16 protein-coding genes are annotated in these 15,725 nt (G+C 61.5%); 6 read left to right on the top strand and 10 right to left on the bottom strand.

What is annotated here, in order from left to right; genetic code table 11:
* Nucleotides 1-111: 111 nt before the first annotated feature.
* The 7 genes from NE851_RS23010 to NE851_RS22980 form a co-directional block, all read right to left on the bottom strand.
* Complete coding sequence (locus NE851_RS23010) at nucleotides 112-1,617, bottom strand: tripartite tricarboxylate transporter permease (protein WP_254957964.1); 1,506 nt, start codon at nucleotides 1,615-1,617, stop codon at nucleotides 112-114.
* Between the two features lie 9 nt (nucleotides 1,618-1,626).
* Entirely contained in the window at nucleotides 1,627-2,088 is a 462-nt protein-coding gene (locus NE851_RS23005; protein ID WP_097543714.1) for a tripartite tricarboxylate transporter TctB family protein, read from the bottom strand.
* 301 nt (nucleotides 2,089-2,389) lie between these two features.
* Nucleotides 2,390-3,382, bottom strand: a complete 993-nt coding sequence (locus NE851_RS23000) for a Bug family tripartite tricarboxylate transporter substrate binding protein (RefSeq protein WP_373289111.1) — start codon at nucleotides 3,380-3,382, stop codon at nucleotides 2,390-2,392.
* 155 nt (nucleotides 3,383-3,537) lie between these two features.
* A complete protein-coding gene (locus NE851_RS22995) occupies nucleotides 3,538-4,425 on the bottom strand; it encodes an amidohydrolase family protein (RefSeq protein WP_063475066.1) in 888 nt (295 codons plus the stop codon).
* On the bottom strand, nucleotides 4,425-5,447 hold the full coding sequence (locus NE851_RS22990) for an amidohydrolase family protein (RefSeq protein ID WP_183907884.1): 1,023 nt from the start codon (nucleotides 5,445-5,447) through the stop codon (nucleotides 4,425-4,427). The genes NE851_RS22995 and NE851_RS22990 overlap by 1 nt, the downstream gene beginning before the upstream one ends.
* The gene (locus NE851_RS22985; protein WP_183907886.1) at nucleotides 5,444-6,334 is read right to left on the bottom strand and encodes an NAD(P)-dependent oxidoreductase; all 891 of its coding nucleotides are present in this window, start codon (nucleotides 6,332-6,334) and stop codon (nucleotides 5,444-5,446) included. The genes NE851_RS22990 and NE851_RS22985 overlap by 4 nt, the downstream gene beginning before the upstream one ends.
* Nucleotides 6,335-6,362: 28 nt before the next feature.
* Nucleotides 6,363-7,607 carry a LysR family transcriptional regulator gene (locus NE851_RS22980; RefSeq protein ID WP_244604826.1) on the bottom strand — a complete coding sequence of 415 codons (1,245 nt, stop codon included), beginning with the start codon at nucleotides 7,605-7,607 and terminating at the stop codon, nucleotides 6,363-6,365.
* 111 nt (nucleotides 7,608-7,718) lie between these two features.
* Here NE851_RS22980 and NE851_RS22975 point away from each other — a divergent pair, with 111 nt between their 5' ends.
* The 6 genes from NE851_RS22975 (at nucleotide 7,719) to NE851_RS22950 (ending at nucleotide 13,306) form a co-directional block, all read left to right on the top strand.
* Nucleotides 7,719-8,390 (top strand): 4-carboxy-4-hydroxy-2-oxoadipate aldolase/oxaloacetate decarboxylase, encoded by a 672-nt coding sequence (locus NE851_RS22975; protein WP_183907888.1) that lies wholly within the window; start codon nucleotides 7,719-7,721, stop codon nucleotides 8,388-8,390.
* Entirely contained in the window at nucleotides 8,383-9,438 is a 1,056-nt protein-coding gene (locus tag NE851_RS22970) for a 4-oxalomesaconate tautomerase (RefSeq protein WP_063475061.1), read from the top strand. Before NE851_RS22975 ends, NE851_RS22970 begins: the two co-directional genes overlap by 8 nt.
* Before the next feature lie 80 nt (nucleotides 9,439-9,518).
* Nucleotides 9,519-10,838 (top strand): C4-dicarboxylate transporter DctA, encoded by a 1,320-nt coding sequence (dctA, locus tag NE851_RS22965; RefSeq protein ID WP_063475206.1) that lies wholly within the window; start codon nucleotides 9,519-9,521, stop codon nucleotides 10,836-10,838.
* 689 nt (nucleotides 10,839-11,527) lie between these two features.
* Nucleotides 11,528-12,022 carry a GNAT family N-acetyltransferase gene (locus NE851_RS22960; RefSeq protein ID WP_063475060.1) on the top strand — a complete coding sequence of 165 codons (495 nt, stop codon included), beginning with the start codon at nucleotides 11,528-11,530 and terminating at the stop codon, nucleotides 12,020-12,022.
* A gap of 56 nt (nucleotides 12,023-12,078) precedes the next feature.
* The gene (locus tag NE851_RS22955) at nucleotides 12,079-12,588 is read left to right on the top strand and encodes a GNAT family N-acetyltransferase (protein ID WP_047610252.1); all 510 of its coding nucleotides are present in this window, start codon (nucleotides 12,079-12,081) and stop codon (nucleotides 12,586-12,588) included.
* A gap of 100 nt (nucleotides 12,589-12,688) precedes the next feature.
* Nucleotides 12,689-13,306, top strand: coding sequence for a class I SAM-dependent methyltransferase (locus tag NE851_RS22950; protein WP_132572025.1), 618 nt, complete (start codon nucleotides 12,689-12,691; stop codon nucleotides 13,304-13,306).
* An 18-nt stretch (nucleotides 13,307-13,324) separates the two neighbouring features.
* Here the strand turns inward: NE851_RS22950 and NE851_RS22945 are convergent, their stop codons facing one another.
* Genes NE851_RS22945 through NE851_RS22935 form a run of 3 tightly spaced genes read right to left on the bottom strand, consistent with a single transcriptional unit; the run spans nucleotide 13,325 to nucleotide 15,597 of the window.
* Nucleotides 13,325-13,864 (bottom strand): AAA family ATPase, encoded by a 540-nt coding sequence (locus NE851_RS22945; RefSeq protein ID WP_063475058.1) that lies wholly within the window; start codon nucleotides 13,862-13,864, stop codon nucleotides 13,325-13,327.
* Nucleotides 13,861-14,949 (bottom strand): D-alanine--D-alanine ligase family protein, encoded by a 1,089-nt coding sequence (locus NE851_RS22940; protein ID WP_063475057.1) that lies wholly within the window; start codon nucleotides 14,947-14,949, stop codon nucleotides 13,861-13,863. Before NE851_RS22940 ends, NE851_RS22945 begins: the two co-directional genes overlap by 4 nt.
* Before the next feature lie 33 nt (nucleotides 14,950-14,982).
* On the bottom strand, nucleotides 14,983-15,597 hold the full coding sequence (locus NE851_RS22935; protein ID WP_063475056.1) for a cysteine peptidase family C39 domain-containing protein: 615 nt from the start codon (nucleotides 15,595-15,597) through the stop codon (nucleotides 14,983-14,985).
* Nucleotides 15,598-15,725 lie beyond the last annotated feature (128 nt).

Genomic DNA, 15,725 nt, shown 5'->3' with positions numbered 1-15,725 from the left:
ATGTCCGGTGGGCAGGAGCTGCGCCTTTATGAAGAATGATGCCATCGATGTCGCCGAGTGGTGCTTAATCGATGCCAACCTTGAATAGCGCTGGGGGAGTTGACAGTGTTCTCAATCCTCTTCCTGGAACACTGCCTCGCGCTTCGCCTTGATGCTCGGCAGGAAGACGACGACGAGAACGGCTAATGCGAGCAACAGCAGGATGGCGCTGATCGGCCTGGTGACGAAGGTCGTCGGATCGCCGCGCGACAAGATCATCGCCCGTCGCAGGTTTTCCTCGAGCAGCGGCCCGAGCACGAAGCCGAGCAGAAGCGGCGCCGGCTCGCAGCGAAGCTTAGCCAGCACATAGCCGATGAGCCCGAAGAAGGCGACGGCATAGAGGTCGTAGACGTTGGCATTAACGCTGTAGACCCCGATCGAGCAGAAAGCCATGATGACGGGGAAGAGCACGTAGTAAGGCACGGTCAACAATTTCACCCAGAGCCCGATCAGCGGCAGGTTGAGGATGACCAGCATCAGGTTGCCAATCCACATCGAGGCGATAATTCCCCAGAACAGCGCCGGCTGCTCGGTGGCGACATTCGGACCCGGCACGATGCCCTGAATGATCATCGCGCCGATCATCAGCGCCATGACGGGATTGGCAGGAATGCCGAGCGTGAGCAGCGGAATGAACGAGGTCTGCGCACCGGCATTGTTTGCCGATTCCGGCCCTGCGACGCCGGCAACCGCACCCTTGCCGAATTCCTCCGGCGTCTTCGACATCCGCTTTTCCACCGTATAGGAGGCGAAGGAGGCAAGGATGGCGCCACCGCCCGGCAGGATGCCGAGCGCCGAACCGATCGCCGTGCCGCGAATGACCGGTGCGATCATCTCCTTGAATTCCTGGCGCGACGGCAGCAGGCCGGACACCTTGGCCATCAGCACCGTGCGTGTCGATTCGCCCTCGAGGTTGCGCAGGATTTCCGCCACCCCGAAAACGCCGACGGCGAGCGCCACGAAATTCAGCCCGTCTGCATATTCACGGATGCCGAGCGTGAAGCGCGGCGTGCCGGTATAGATGTCGGTGCCGACAAGGCCGAGCAGCAGCCCGAGCGCCACCATCGCTAAGGCCTTGACAACGGAACCATGCGCCAGTGCGATCGAGGAGACGAGGCCGACGATCATCAGCGAGAAATATTCCGCCGAGCCGAATTGCAGCGCGATTGCGGTGAGCGGCGGCGCGAAGATCGCGACGAGAAAGGTCGACACGGTGCCAGCGAAGAACGAGCCGAGCGCGGCGATCGCAAGCGCTGCGCCGGCCCGGCCTTTGCGCGCCATCTGGTAACCGTCGATCGCGGTGACGGCCGAGGAAGATTCGCCCGGCATGTTGATGAGGATCGCCGTCGTCGAGCCACCATACTGCGCGCCGTAATAGATGCCGGCGAGCATGATGAGCGACGAAACCGGCTCGAGCTGGAAGGTGATCGGCAAGAGCATGGCGATCGTCGCCGTGGCGCCGATGCCGGGCAGCACGCCGATCAGCGTGCCGAGCAGCACGCCGATCAGGCAGAAGAACAGGTTTTCCGGAGTGCCGGCTGTCGCAAAGCCGAGCGCGAGATTGTTGAAAAGATCCATCATCGCCTCCTAGAACCGGACCCAGGGGCCGAAACGCTCGAACGGCAGGCCGAGCCCATAGCTGAACACGGCGACGGAGAAGACGGTGATGCCGAACGACAGAGCCACCGCCATGGGCGGGCGCATCTTCTGCGAGGCAAAGGAGGCGATCAGCGCGGAGAAGAATAACGCCACAACGAAACCGAGCCCACGAACGGTGAGACCGAAGAAGATCGGCGCCGGCAGGATGAACAGCAGGCCTCGCCAGGCAATCGGCCCGATCGGCTCACCCTCGACCCGTGCCGACTGGATCACGATAATAGTCCCCAGGAGCGTCAGGATGATCGCCAGGACCAACGGAAAATAGCCCGGACCCATGCGGAACGCCCTGCCGAGGTCAAGATTGAAGGACTGATAGGCGAAGAATACCCCGAGCGCGACGAAGATCGCTCCGCAGGTGGCGTTCGTGGAATCGAAGGAAACGGATTTCATGATAGCTCCGAAAATTGAAGGCGGTGCGATCAATATTCTCCGCTTCCCTGATAATAGGAACGGGATACATTCGATCGCCGCCGATACTTGTTATCGCGGGCCGTTCCGAAAGCTTCCCCCCTCAGAGAAGGGAGAAGGATGCAAAATGGAAGGCGAATGGAGCATCCGGCGTCCTGGTCGAATCTCAACTCGGAAAGGTGAGGCCTCGGCGGACGTCAATCCAGTTTGGCCGGATGACCGGTTCATCCCTGTTCTAAGGCATTGGAAAATAGGCCGAACATCGGTGCCGCTGTGTTACCGCCTATTGCCGCACGATGCCCGAATCCTCGATGACTTTTGACCACTTCTCGATATCCGCTTTTAGACGATCTCCGATCTCCTGTGGCGTGCTGGAACGGGCTTCGACGCCGAGCTCGGCAAACCGCTTCTTCACGTCGGGATCGGCAAGCACCTCGACGAGCGTTGCGTTGAGCTTGTCCACTACGGCCTGCGGCGTGCCAGCGGGCGCGAAAATGCCGTTCCAGGACGTGACGTCGAACCCCTTCACACCTTCTTCCTCGGCCGTCGCCACATCCGGCAGGAGGATCGAGCGGGTAGGGCCAGAGGATGCAATCGCAACCGCCTGGTTTTGCTGGAGGGCAGCCTTCAGCGCGGTCTGGCTGTCGATGATCATGTCGAGTTCCCCACCGAGCAGGGCAACCTGAAGATCCGGCGTACCCTTATAGGGGACGATGGTAAAATCGACTCCGGCGGTCGACTTGAAGAGTTCGGCCGCAAGGTTCTGGCTGCTCCCCACATTGATCGTCCCGACGTTGAGCGCGGCTGGATTGGCGCGGGCAGCTTCGAGAATATCCTTGAGGGATTTGAATTTACTATCTGCCTTGGTGACGAATACAAAGTCGAAGTAAGCCAGGCTGGATACCGGCACGAAATCGGCGACGGGGTCGAACTGCAGGTTCTTGAACAGCGGGACACTGATTGCGGTGCCGTTTGAAAGCAATGCCAGCGTATATCCGTCGGGTTCACCATTCAGCGCAACCCGAGCGGCGACTGATCCGCCGGCACCTGGCTGGTTCATGATAACGATCTGTTTCCCGAGCTTTTTGCCAAGCGAATCGCCGACGATGCGCGCGGTAATGTCGGCAATTCCGCCGGGACCGAAGGGAATGACGAGACTGATCTCGCGGGTCGGATAGTCGTCCTCCTGCGCCGCGGCGGCCCCTGTCATCGCAAGTGTCAGAAGGCACGCGGGGATCAGTGATTTCATCAATGTTGGCATCCGCCGCGATAGCATATTCCGTTGGTGTTGTATGTTCATAGTCTCCTCCTCTTGATTGATGTCAGTCATGCAAGGCGAGCACGCACAGCCAAGGCATGAATGCCCAGTGCGTCTGGATTGATGTTTTCCTCGTGTTCGAGATGCGTCGCCCAGCGATCCACGATGTCCGGCTATCGCCAGTAGAGCCGCATCGGATTGTCCACGAGCAGCTTTTGCCGAAGCTCTTCGGTCGGCGCGATGCGTGGAATGATGTCCACCAGTGCTCCGTCGTCAGGCATATGGTTCGTCATGTTGGGGTGCGGCCAGTCGGTGCCCCACAGAACGCGGTCGGGGAAGCGCTCGACCAGTGTGCGCGCGAAGGGGATGACATCGTCGTAGTTCGGCGGACCCGATCGCGATAGCCGTTCCGGGCAACTCACCTTGCTGACCACATTCTCGTGCTCGGTCATGAGCCGGATAAACCTACCGAACTCCGGACCGTCGACCGGTTTCGCAACGTCGGGCCGGCCCATATGATCGACCACCACGGTTGTCGGCAGCGAGGTGAAGAAATCCCAACGCTCCTCCAGATCGGCCGCTTCGAAGTAGATCACCACCTGCCAGCCGAGCGGCGCGATGCGCTCGATGATCGTGCGGTAATAGGCGTCGGGCTTGGGATCGACGAGGCGGCGCACGAAGTTGAAGCGGACGCCGCGCACGCCGGCGTCATGCAGGTCCGTGAGTTCCTCGTCCGTCACCGTATCGCGCACTGTCGCGATGCCGCGGGCACGATCGCCGGCCGCCCGCAGCGCGTCAACCAGTGCGCGGTTGTCAGCGCCGTGACAGGTCGCCTGGACGATGACATTGCGTTCGAAGCCGAGAAAGTCGCGCAGCGCGGACAATTGCTCCTTGCCGGCATCGCACGGCGTGTATTTCCGCTCGGATGCATAGGGAAAGACATCACCGGGGCCGAAGACGTGGCAATGGGCGTCCACAGCGCCCGGAGGCGGTGCATAGGTCGGCTTGCTGGGCGCGGGATCGTAGCAGAGCCAGTCGGCATCCATCCGGAAATCGGCCATTACAGCCCCCTTGCGTTGAGCTGTGCATCGAGACGCGGATAGACGCGGCGGGCGTTGAGCTCGAAGACTTTTCGCTTGTCTTCGTCCGGAATCTGCAGCGCATCGACATAGCGCTTGGTGTCGTCGAAATAGTGGCCGGTCTGCGGATCGATCCCGCGCACGGCACCGACCATTTCCGAACCGAACAGGATATTCTCCACGTCGATCACCTCAAACAACAGGTCGATGCCGGGCTGGTGGTAGACGCAGGTATCGAAATAGACGTTCTTCATCACATGCTCGCTGAGGGGAGGGCGTTTCAGCATGTCGGAGAGGCCGCGATAACGGCCCCAGTGATAGGGGACTGCACCGCCGCCATGCGGGATGATGAAACGCAGTGTCGGAAAGTCGCGGAACAGGTCGCCCTCGATGAGCTGCATGAAGGCGATGGTGTCGGCGGCAATGTAGTAGGCACCGGTCGCGTGCATCGCGCAATTGCAGCTGCCCGAAACGTGGATCATCGCCGGAACATCGAGTTCCACCATCTTCTCGAAGAAGGGGTACCAGGCCCGGTCCGTCAGCGGCGGCGAATCGAACTTGCCGCCGGAGGGATCGGGGTTGAGATTGCAGCCGATGAAGCCGAGCTCGCTCACGCAGCGCTCCAGTTCGTCGATGGCGGTGGCAATCGAGATGCCCGGCGTTTGTGGTAGCTGGCAGACACCGGCAAAGCTCTCTGGATAAAGATCGACCACGCGTTTTATCAAGTCATTCGAGCGGCGCGCCCAGACCTTCGCCACCGCCTCGCCGCCGATATGCGGCGCCATGGCCGAGGCGCGAGGCGAGAAGATGGTCATATCGGCGCCGCGCTCACGCAGCAGGCGCAACTGGTTCGCCTCGATCGTCTCACGGATCTCGTCGTCGGAAATGTCCGGATAGGCAGGATCGATATCGCCTCCCGATTGGATGGCAGCCTCCTGGCGCGCTCGCCATTCGCCATGGGGCGCGGGAGCGGTGGTATAATGGCCGTGGCAGTCGATAATCATGGCTTCGAGGTTCCTGTGGCAGCAAGGATGGCGTCGGCCTTGGCGGTGAAGCCATCGGGCAGAGGGGAAAGATGAAGGGCGCCGAGCCGTTGCTGCCAGTCCGCGGTGGCGCTCGCCATCGTTCCCGCCAGGCCTAAATCGGCAGCTGTGACGGCGGACTCGCGCATTTCGGCAGCGCGGCGAAGTCCGTGTACAAGCATGCGGTCGAGATTGTAGTCGGCGCGGGTACGCCAGGGCCAGCCGGGGAAGCTGGCATCGAGTGACGCGAGAACCTCCTCTTCGACGCCTGCTGCGCGTGCCGACAGCAGGCACTCGGCGGTCAAAGCCTCGATCCCCTTGATCATGATGGAGCGGATCATCTTGATTGCGCTCGCTACGCCGACCCCACCATCGATAACCCGCCCCTTAAAGCCGAGCGCTGCGAGCAACCTCTCGCCCTCTTCGGCAAACGGACCGGATAGCAGCAAGGGGACGGCGAGCAATGCCGGGCGGACAGGTGCCATGACCGCGACATCCACATAGCGTCCACCGGCCGTCGAAATTACATCTGCTGCAGCCTGCTTGGTGGCCGGTGCGACGCTGTTGCAATCAAAGAAGAACGTGCCGGGCGAAATCCACCTTGCCACGTCCCTTGCGGCAGCAAGCGCCTGATCGGCGGTCACAACGCTGATGACCGCATCCGCTCCGTCAACGGCGTCGCTGGTTGCTTCGCAACCCACCACACCGAAGCGGCGGTAATCCTCGCGCTTGGGGTCAGCGGAAGACACGTCATCCGTCTTGATGTCGTAAGCGCGCAAGCCAAAAGATGGTGTGTCGCCCCAACCTTCGCAGAAGGCCTGTGCGGCCTCGCCGAAACCGATGAATGCGACTGTCTGGTGTTTGTTCATGCCCCCGTTCTAATGGACAATAGGCCGATCAGGCATATCGGAACGGTTGACGCTCCATTGCTTTTCCTGAAGTCCAGTCCGCACACACGGCGCGGAAAGTGTCCATGAAAGCCGTCTGAAGCTGCGTCGGGCGCCAGTCATCGCGTGTCGTAAGGCCGATTTGGCGACGCAATGACGGCCCTGTGCCAGCGATCTCGTGGAGCAGCCCAGCCCGTCGCTCGAACAGGAACTGGTCGCGCGACATCAGCGTCAGCCAGTCGTCCTCCAGCATCAGTCCGCGGACCACCAGAACAGAACCGCATTCGATCCGCAGCCGGGGCGGCTCCAGCCCCTGATCCGTGAACATTTCTTCCCACCTATGGCGCACCGGGGCGCCCGTCGTGGCAATGACCCACGGAAAATCCAATAGCCGTGAGAAGGGAAATCCCGGCTCCGTCAGCAGGGGATGGCCCGCACGACCGACGATCACCGGGTCATCGATGAACAAGGGCTCCTGAGCGATATCCTTTACCGGCGGTGGGTCGCGCATTGCCCCGATTAGGAGATCCATCTCGCCTTCACGCAGTCTCGCCAGCAATTCCGTATAGGGGCCTTCGATGACGTTGACCGATGCCACCGGATAGGTGCGGGCAAATCGGGCCAATGTCTGTGGCAGCAGGATTGCACGCGCCAGTGGCATGGTGCCGACGGTGACACGTCCGGCGCCTTCTGACCGAAGTGCATCCAGTTCGTCGAAGCCGGAATTCAGCTCCGATTGTGCCAAGTGCGCGAAACGCAGCAACAGAACGGCCGCCGGGGTCGGCTGAACGGTACGTCCCTGGCGGGTGAGAAGCGGCACGCCCAGCAACTGCTCCAGATCGCGGCTCGCCCGGTGCAAAGCGGGTTCCGAGAGGCCTGTTCGTTTGGAGGCAAGTGCAAAACTGCCCGCCTTGTCGACCGCGATCAGCGCCCGCAACTGTCCAAAGGTGATGCGCCGTTCGATATGGGGTAGCGGCGGCAAGCGGGCGCCGCGTCGCACGCTTTGCCCGCCGCGCGCCACGTAGGCAAGCGCGCGTTCAATGCGGGCTGTTATCAATCGCCCCGCCTCGGTGGCAATCACACCGCTTGGTTGGCGGTCGAACAGCAGATGGCCAAGTTGGGCCTCCACTTTGGCGACGGCCTGGGTTAGCGCCGGTTGCGACAGGTTCATAACCTGGGACGCGCTGCTGATGCTTCCCAGTCGTCCGGCAACGGCAACGGCTTCGAGGTGCCGCAGGTTGAGTTCTCTGTGCATAATCATGGCCACACTTCAGCATAGCTTATGGGGCGTGCGCAAATCCAGTTTGCTTTGCCGGCCAAAATTCCCCTTCCATAGATGCAATAGAATATGGATTGAGGATCAAACATGCCCGCAGTTGTCACGCAAATCGATCGCGCCGATACCGCCGTCATTGACGGCTTGGCAAAGGCCGGTGTTGCCACGGTCCACGAGGCGCAAGGACGCATTGGATTGCTAGGCAGCCGCTTGCGGCCGATCTACGCCGGTGCCCGTATCGCCGGTTCCGCGGTCACCGTCTCCGTGCCGCCCGGAGACAATTGGATGATGCACGTTGCCATTGAACAATTGAAAGATGGCGATATCCTGGTGGTCGCCCCTACCTCACCCTGCGAGGACGGTTATTTCGGTGATCTGCTCGCCACATCGGCGATGGCCCGAGGGTGCCGCGGCCTAATCATTGATGCCGGCGTGCGCGACGTGCGCGATCTCACCGCCATGGGATTCCCGGTCTGGTCAAAGGCAATCTCTGCACAGGGAACCGTCAAGGAGACACTCGGATCTGTCAACGTGCCGATTGTCTGTGCTGGAGAATTGGTCCAGGCTGGCGATGTCATTATTGCCGACGATGACGGCGTCTGCGTCGTCCGCCGCGCGGATGCCGCAGACGTCCTCGAACAGTCGCAGGCGCGCGAAGCCAAGGAAGCCGAGAAGCGCGAACGGCTGGCAAAGGGTGAACTCGGTCTTGATATTTACGCCATGCGCGAGCGCCTGACGGACAAGGGGCTGCGTTATGTCTAAAGCCGTGCGCGCCATGTGGATGCGGGGCGGAACGTCAAAGGGCGGTTTCTTCCTTGCCGATGACCTTCCCGCCGACATCGCCAAGCGGGATACCTTCTTGCTGCGTGCCTTCGGCTCTCCCGATCCACGCCAGATCGACGGCATGGGCGGCGCCGATCCGCTGGCTTCCAAGGTCGCTGTGGTCTCCCGCTCCTCACGGGAGGGCGTGGACGTCGATTATCTGTTTCTGCAGGTCTTCGTCGATCAGGCAATCGTCAGCGATGCGCAGAACTGCGGCAACATGCTGGCCGGCGTCGGTCCGTTTGCGATCGAGCGCGGGCTGGTCGCGGCGAAGAACGGCGAGACCCCGGTCGCGATCTTCATGGTCAATACCGGCAAGATGGCCATCGCGACGGTGTCGACGCCGGGCGGTGAGGTTACCTACGAGGGCGACACGCGGATCGACGGTGTTCCGGGAACGGCGGCTCCAATCCCGCTCGCCTTTGCAGACATCGCCGGGTCGAGCTGCGGCGCTCTGCTTCCCACGGGCAACCCGGTGGACGTGATCGAAGGTGTCGAGACGACACTGATCGACAACGGCATGCCCTGTGTGATCTTGCGGGCCAGCGATGTCGGGATCACCGGCTATGAGGATCGGGCGACGCTTGATGCCAATGCCGAACTGAAAGCGCGGATCGAGGCGATCCGTCTCAAGGCCGGGCCGTTGATGAACCTGGGCGATGTCGCCGAACAATCAGTCCCCAAGATGATGCTGCTCTCCGCCCCGAGGACCGGTGGAGCGATCAGTGTCCGCTCCTTCATTCCGCATCGCTGCCATGCGTCCATCGGCGTGCTTGGCGCGGTCAGCGTCGCCACTGCCTGCCTTATAAACGGCTCGCCGGCACAGGTGTTGGCCGCGATCCCCGACGGAGAATCCAAGATGCTCGAAGTCGAGCATCCGAGCGGCATGACCGGCTGCGTCATCGAGATGAACGGTCAGGGCGTGATCAAAGGAGCGGGCATGCTGCGTACTGCCCGGAAACTGTTCGACGGCACTTTGTTTGGCTGAGCAGCCGGGCAACAGGTCATTGGAAGCGTGACGTTTTTTGGGAGGGAATGGACATGACGTATATGGGAGTGAGCAAGACGATGACGTATTCAGGAGAGACGAAAAGACCAGCAAGTCGGTTCGGCATCTTGGGCCAGCTATGGTTTCAGGTGCTGGCAGGAACCTTGATCGGCATTCTGCTTGGACACTTCGCACCCGCCGCAGCGGTGGCAATGAAACCGTTCGGCGATGCCTTCATCAAAATGATCCGCATGATGATCGGGCCGATCATCTTCGTCACCGTTGTGCATGGTATCGCCGGCATGAACGACATGAAGAGCGTCGGGCGTGTCGCGCTGAAATCCCTCATCTATTTCGAGGCGATCACGATCTTGGCGCTGATCTTCGGACTGATCGCAGTCGATCTGTGGCGTCCGGGCGAGGGCATGAACATCGACGCTGCCGCAATCGATACCGCATCGATCAAGACCTATCTTGCGACTGCGCACGACCAGTCCATTTCCGGCTATTTCCTCGACATCATCCCGGACACCTTCGCCAGTGCACTGACGGAAGGACACGTTTTGCAGGTGCTCTTTATCTCTGTCCTGTTCGGTATCGCCGTCGCCGCCATCGGAGAGCGCGGACGCCCAGTGTTCCAGGTGATCGAAAGCGCCTCGCAAGGGTTCTTCAAGATCATTGGCTATATCATGTACTTCGCGCCGCTCGGCGCCTTCGGCGCAATTGCCTTTACCGTCGGTCAGTTCGGCACCGCCTCGCTCTGGTCGCTGGGCGAGTTGATCATCGAGTTCTTCGTCGTCTGCGCATTGTTCACAACAATCGTCCTCGGCAGCGTCGCCCATTGGTGCGGTGTCAGTCTGTGGCGGCTGCTAGGCTATCTCTGGGATGAAATCGTGATCGTCGCTGCGACCACGTCGACTGAAACGGTGCTGCCGCGCCTCATCCAGAAGATGCGCAAGGCCGGCTGTGAGGAAAGCGTGGTGGGCTTCGTCATCCCGGCCGGCTATTCGTTCAATCTCGACGGCACATGCCTCTATCTGACCACCGTTGCGGTCTTCCTGGCACAGGCGACGAACACACATCTGACCTTCTGGCATGAACTCGGCCTGATCGCGGTGCTGCTGCTCACCTCGAAGGGAGCGGCGGGCATCGCCGGAGCGGCGTTCGTTGTGCTGGCGGCAACCCTGAATACCACCGGAACCATCCCGGTCGCCAGCATCGCGCTGATCCTCGGAATTCACCGCATCCTCGCCGAGGGACTGACTTTTGTTAATCTGATCGGTAATGCGCTTGCCACCGTCGTGGTCGCAAAGTGGGAAGGCCAGCTCGACGAGAAGATGCTGGCTGAGACGATTGGCAATGCACGCGTCCGCGCCGAGCAGGGTATCGTGGTGGCTTGAGCCATCAACAGGGTGATATAAGAAGACGCACGGCCGACTGCGTTTCGAGAGATCGTGAGAATTCATCCGTAGGGAACGCCCTCATGAATTTTCACGGTTTACGCGAATCTCGCGACCGGCGTTTCAAAGCTCCATGTTAAAGTGTTCGTCCATTCGACGTCGCAGCAAGCGCGGTGCAGCAAATGAGAGTCATCCGCTATTGAGGCTTTCGGCTCTCGTGTACAGCTAGCAGCACCGGAAAGAGTAGGCGTGCTGCAATTCCACAACCCGCCGACGTGACAACGGAATTCGAGGAGGAACCCCTCGGCCTCAGTGCCATACCGACGGCGATCCGACTTGAAACCATAACATGCGAATGTTGAAGACGAGATTTCGAACTCCCAGCCTCCTCCCGGGGCACCTCGGCTGCCGTCGCACAGGTCTCGGCGGCAGCCACTTTTCTCAGGGGCATCGCAGTCTTGGCTTCTCCGAGACTTCAATGCTGGCGTCCGGTACCACACCTGCCGCCGACCTCGGCGCAACTCAGCGCGGTTTTTGTCATGAAGGAATGGATACTTTCGCCACTAACGAAGGCCGCCATGTCGACCCAGGGCAGGAGTTGCGCCTCTACGAAGAATAATGCCATCGATCTCGCGGAGTGGTGTTTAATCGATGCCAACCTTGAATAGCGCTGGGGGAAAATGACAGAGATGCTGATCCGATACGAAGCGCCTGATGATTTCGACGCGATCCACGATCTGACCTCGACCGCATTCAAGCCGATGCCATACAGCAACGGTACGGAAGCAGAGATCATCCGGAGACTTCGCGCGGCGGGCGATCTGACGATATCGTTGGTCGTCGAAGAGGGTGGCGAGATTCTAGGGCATGTCGCCTTTTCACCGGTGACGATTGACGGCGCGCATGGCGGTTGGTTCGGTCTCGGGCCGATATCGGTGAAGCCGGAGCGGCAACGGCAGGGCATCGGCATGGCGCTGATTACCAAGGGGCTCGAACTGCTGAACGCGATGGGTGCCAGCGGATGCGCGTTGATCGGCAATCCCGACATCTATAGCCGTGTCGGTTTCAGCAGCGATGGGCAACTGAAATATCTCGACCTCGATACGCGGCTCGTGCAGCGAATTGTTTTTCGCGGATCCCCGCCAGGCGGTACGTTGCAATTCGCCCCGGCATTTGAAGGCTAGAATAGTCCGTTCAACGGCCAAAGCTCCAAAGCCAATCTTACAGAGAAGGCGACGACATGTCCGAAACGGGCGCGCTGACTATTCGAACCGAGCGTCTTAGGCTCCGCATGCCCGAGATCGACGATTTCGCCGCCTATGCGCAGCTGATGGCGTCGCCGCGATCGGTTGGAATGGGCGGGCCGTTCGGTCTGCGGGCGGCCTGGGGGATGTTCTGTCACGACGTCGCCCTGTGGCAGCTTTTCGGGCATGGAGCGCTGATGATCGAGCTTGGCGAAACCGGCGAATGCATCGGTCAGGTGGGGATCAATCACGGACCGCTCTTTCCCGAGAAGGAACTCGGCTGGTTCGTCTATGAGGAATATGAGGGCAAGGGCTATGCCACCGAAGCAGCCTCGGCGCTGCGCGACTGGGCCTTTGCGGCACTCAAGCTACTGTCGCTCGTCAGTTATATCGCTCCCGGCAATGCTGCTTCCGCTGCCGTTGCGGAGCGGCTGGGCGCGCGCCTCGATCTCACAGCACCCCGGGATGACCCTAAGGATCTGGTCTATCGTCACTTGGCGCCCTGAACGGAGAACATTGAGGCGCACTGCGACTGGTTGCCGACGTCTCAGTCCCTACATGTCGATCAGTTAGGATGTCGAGCTCCGCAAGAGATGGGGATATCGGATGACAAGCGCGAAACGGGAACACTGGGACGAGGTCTACCGCACGAAATCTGCCGACAGTGTCAGCTGGTATCAGTCGACGCCCGGGCCTTCCTTGCAGGCGCTTGACGAGCTGCAACTGCCGGTCACGGCCTCGCTGATCGATGTGGGCGGCGGCGCATCAAATCTTGTCGACCGTCTTATTGAGCGCGGCTGGTCTGATCTCACCGTTCTCGACATCGCCGCCCCGGCGCTCGAGGTCGCCAAGGTGCGGCTGCAGGATAAAGCCGCCCGGATCGCCTGGGTGGTTGCCGACGTGACGGCATGGCAACCCGACCGCCATTACGATGTGTGGCATGACCGCGCCGTCTTTCACTTCCTGAGCGAGCCCGAGCAGCGGCTGGCCTATCGACGCGCGCTCGAAACCGGCACGGCGCCGGACAGTATCGTGATCATCGCGACCTTCGCGCCGGACGGGCCCGAACGATGCAGCGGCTTGCCGGTCCGGCGTTACGATGCGGCCGCGCTGGCGGCAGAATTCTCGCACACCTTCACGCTGGAGCGCGACTGGCGCGAAGAGCATACGACGCCCGGCGGCGGCCGGCAGTCTTTCCAGTGGTGTGTCCTGCGCAGGCGTTGAGATGCCGGCGGGAGGCCGCTACTTCGTTTCCCGGGACAAGCGGTCGAGGACGAAATCAGCGCGGTCGGCGACGGCGACTTTCGGCAACATGACGACCTCGTAGCCAAGCATCGGATAGATCGCGGCGAGCCTGTCGTATTCGGCGACCGCCTCATCGAAGCCATGGCGCCGCTCGGGGTCGTTGACATAGATTTCCGGCCATGGCGGGGTCAGAAAAACGCTGCTGTTATAGCGGTGAACAGCGCTCATTTTTTTGAGGACCGGTTCGCCGGTCAGGTGCTGAAGCGCTGCCGCCGCATCGATCAGCCCACGATCGAAAAACACCCAGCCGGTCTGTGCGCTCGCCGCCGCGTGGTCGGCCGTTGCCGTGTCGATCGCGCGGCGGGCGAAGGCCGCCATGTCGATCCAGGGCAGGGCTGTACCGTTTTCCTCGAGCTCCTGCCTGACGATCCGCCGCCCGGGCTCTTCGACGATTGCATGACCGCGACGGCCAAGCTCCGCCAGCAGCGTCGATTTTCCGCCGCCGGAACATCCGGAAATCAACACCAACCTGTTCATGTTCGGGCTGTCGTCGTCCGGCCGGCGCGCGCCAGTCCATGATCCACCAGCCGGTCGATGATCTCGGCATAGCCGACGCCGCTTGCCGCCATCGCCTTGGAATACATGCTGATATCAGTGAAACCGGGGATGGTGTTGATTTCATTGACGAGGAACCGCATGTCATCAGTCAGGAAGAAGTCGACGCGGGCCATGCCGTCGCAGCCGACGGCCCGGAAGGCTCGGGCGGCCACGTCGCGCATGGCCGCCTCGACCTCTTGCGGCAGCTCGGCCGGGACTTTCAGCGCCGCGCCCTTCTCGTCGATATATTTGGCATCATAACTGTAGAAGCCGTGGCTTTCCGCCGGCACGATCTCTCCCGGCCGTGAGACGAAGAGTTCTCCTGCCGTATCCTCCAGCACGCTGAATTCGATCTCGCGGCCGCGCACGAATTCTTCGGCAAGCAGCGTACGATCATGACGGAAGCCTTCGGCAAGGGCGGGCGCGAATTCCTGGCTGGCATGAACCTTGGCGACGCCGACCGACGATCCTTGCCGCGCCGGCTTGATGAAGAGCGGCAGGCCGAGCTCGCCTTCGAGGGCTGCCAGCGATGGTGCTGCGCCCTCATGGATCGTCACCGCGCGCGCCACCGGCAGGCCCGCGGCTCTCAGCAGACGTTTGGCGATGTCCTTGTCGAGCGCCGCGGCGGAGCCGAGGATGCCGCAGCCGACAAGCGGAACGCGGGCCACCTCCGCTACGCCCTGGACTGAGCCGTCTTCGCCATGCGGGCCGTGCAGCACCGGAAACAGGATATCGATCCTTGCCAACTCATGCGGCGCGCCATGGGCCGGCATTGCCAGCATCCGGCCCCGTCCGCCCGGCACGAGGCAGATTTCCGTTCCTGACGAAGGTGTGGCCAGCGTGTCGCCCTCAAAACTGCTCAGCAGCCATTGTCCATCGCGGGTGATGAAGATGGGCACGGCGTCGTATTTCTCGGGCTTGAGCGCTCCCATGACATTGGTTGCCGAGAGCACGGAGACCTCGTGCTCGGCCGAGCGGCCGCCGAAGAGCACGGCAATGCGCAGCCGGTTTGGGGAAGGGGTCATGAAAGCCTCCGAAACGATCTGGTGTTGAAAAGGTCAGGCGCTGACCGAAATGCCGCGCTTGGCGAAGAAGCGATCGAAGACGGCAGGCGGCAGCGTGACATCAGCCTGGCTCGCCGCGTCGTGGCCGGACGGGTTGTGGAAGCGGATTACCTCTTGCGAGGCCGCCGTTACCAGCACCAGATGCCCGCCCTTCGACGGTGGCTCGCGTTCCGGCCAGCGGATGCCCGAGTTCACCGATGCGATGAAAAAGCGCCGCTTCGACAGAAGCTCCGGAAGGGCCGATGTCTCGACGCCGGTCACCGTCTCCGCGCCAAGCCCGAAGTGTTCGGCGACGAATCGAACGAAGGGCGCGTAGATCAGCCCCTTGATCGAGGCGTCGATCTCGTCGACGACATAACCGCCGTGGCGAGTGCAGGCGCGAGCAAGCTCGAGGGTCGGGTGGATCTCGCCGCGCGCGGCAAGAATCATCTTCAGGCAGGCCATGCCGCAGACATTGACTGCCCAGCGCGCATATTCCTCGATCGTCGCGGCCCCCGATTGATGCCAGAGCGGGTCGCCGAGCAGGGCCTGTGGTCCCTCGGCAAGCACCGGCAGCGTCATGCCGGGTGTTTCCCATTGGCTGAAATAGGGCACGCCACTCTGCTGCATCCTGTCGATATCCCCGTGATTCACCTCATGAGATGGCTGGCAATCTTGGCTTTTTCGAGCCGATGCCCGCCTCCGAATCCGAGGGTAGGATGCGTTTTTCTGCAGGTCTACTTAATTAAAATAAGTAT

This window comes from Rhizobium anhuiense bv. trifolii, from assembly GCF_024346605.1.
Taxonomy (GTDB): domain Bacteria; phylum Pseudomonadota; class Alphaproteobacteria; order Rhizobiales; family Rhizobiaceae; genus Rhizobium; species Rhizobium anhuiense.
This window is presented reverse-complemented; position numbering and strand designations above follow the sequence as displayed.

Excerpts from the sequence above, each read along its gene's own strand:
- NE851_RS23005 (WP_097543714.1), bottom strand. The coding sequence starts at position 2,088 with ATGAAATCCGTTTCCTTCGATTCCACGAACGCCACCTGCGGAGCGATC.
- NE851_RS22940 (WP_063475057.1), bottom strand. The coding sequence starts at position 14,949 with ATGACCCCTTCCCCAAACCGGCTGCGCATTGCCGTGCTCTTCGGCGGC.
- NE851_RS22935 (WP_063475056.1), bottom strand. The coding sequence starts at position 15,597 with ATGCAGCAGAGTGGCGTGCCCTATTTCAGCCAATGGGAAACACCCGGC.
- NE851_RS22960 (WP_063475060.1), top strand. The coding sequence starts at position 11,528 with ATGCTGATCCGATACGAAGCGCCTGATGATTTCGACGCGATCCACGAT.
- NE851_RS22990 (WP_183907884.1), bottom strand. The coding sequence starts at position 5,447 with ATGATTATCGACTGCCACGGCCATTATACCACCGCTCCCGCGCCCCAT.
- NE851_RS22980 (WP_244604826.1), bottom strand. The coding sequence starts at position 7,607 with ATGCACAGAGAACTCAACCTGCGGCACCTCGAAGCCGTTGCCGTTGCC.
- NE851_RS22970 (WP_063475061.1), top strand. The coding sequence starts at position 8,383 with ATGTCTAAAGCCGTGCGCGCCATGTGGATGCGGGGCGGAACGTCAAAG.
- NE851_RS22945 (WP_063475058.1), bottom strand. The coding sequence starts at position 13,864 with ATGAACAGGTTGGTGTTGATTTCCGGATGTTCCGGCGGCGGAAAATCG.
- NE851_RS22985 (WP_183907886.1), bottom strand. The coding sequence starts at position 6,334 with ATGAACAAACACCAGACAGTCGCATTCATCGGTTTCGGCGAGGCCGCA.
- dctA (WP_063475206.1), top strand. The coding sequence starts at position 9,519 with ATGACGTATTCAGGAGAGACGAAAAGACCAGCAAGTCGGTTCGGCATC.
- NE851_RS22955 (WP_047610252.1), top strand. The coding sequence starts at position 12,079 with ATGTCCGAAACGGGCGCGCTGACTATTCGAACCGAGCGTCTTAGGCTC.
- NE851_RS22995 (WP_063475066.1), bottom strand. The coding sequence starts at position 4,425 with ATGGCCGATTTCCGGATGGATGCCGACTGGCTCTGCTACGATCCCGCG.
- NE851_RS22975 (WP_183907888.1), top strand. The coding sequence starts at position 7,719 with ATGCCCGCAGTTGTCACGCAAATCGATCGCGCCGATACCGCCGTCATT.
- NE851_RS23010 (WP_254957964.1), bottom strand. The coding sequence starts at position 1,617 with ATGGATCTTTTCAACAATCTCGCGCTCGGCTTTGCGACAGCCGGCACT.
- NE851_RS22950 (WP_132572025.1), top strand. The coding sequence starts at position 12,689 with ATGACAAGCGCGAAACGGGAACACTGGGACGAGGTCTACCGCACGAAA.
- NE851_RS23000 (WP_373289111.1), bottom strand. The coding sequence starts at position 3,382 with ATGCTATCGCGGCGGATGCCAACATTGATGAAATCACTGATCCCCGCG.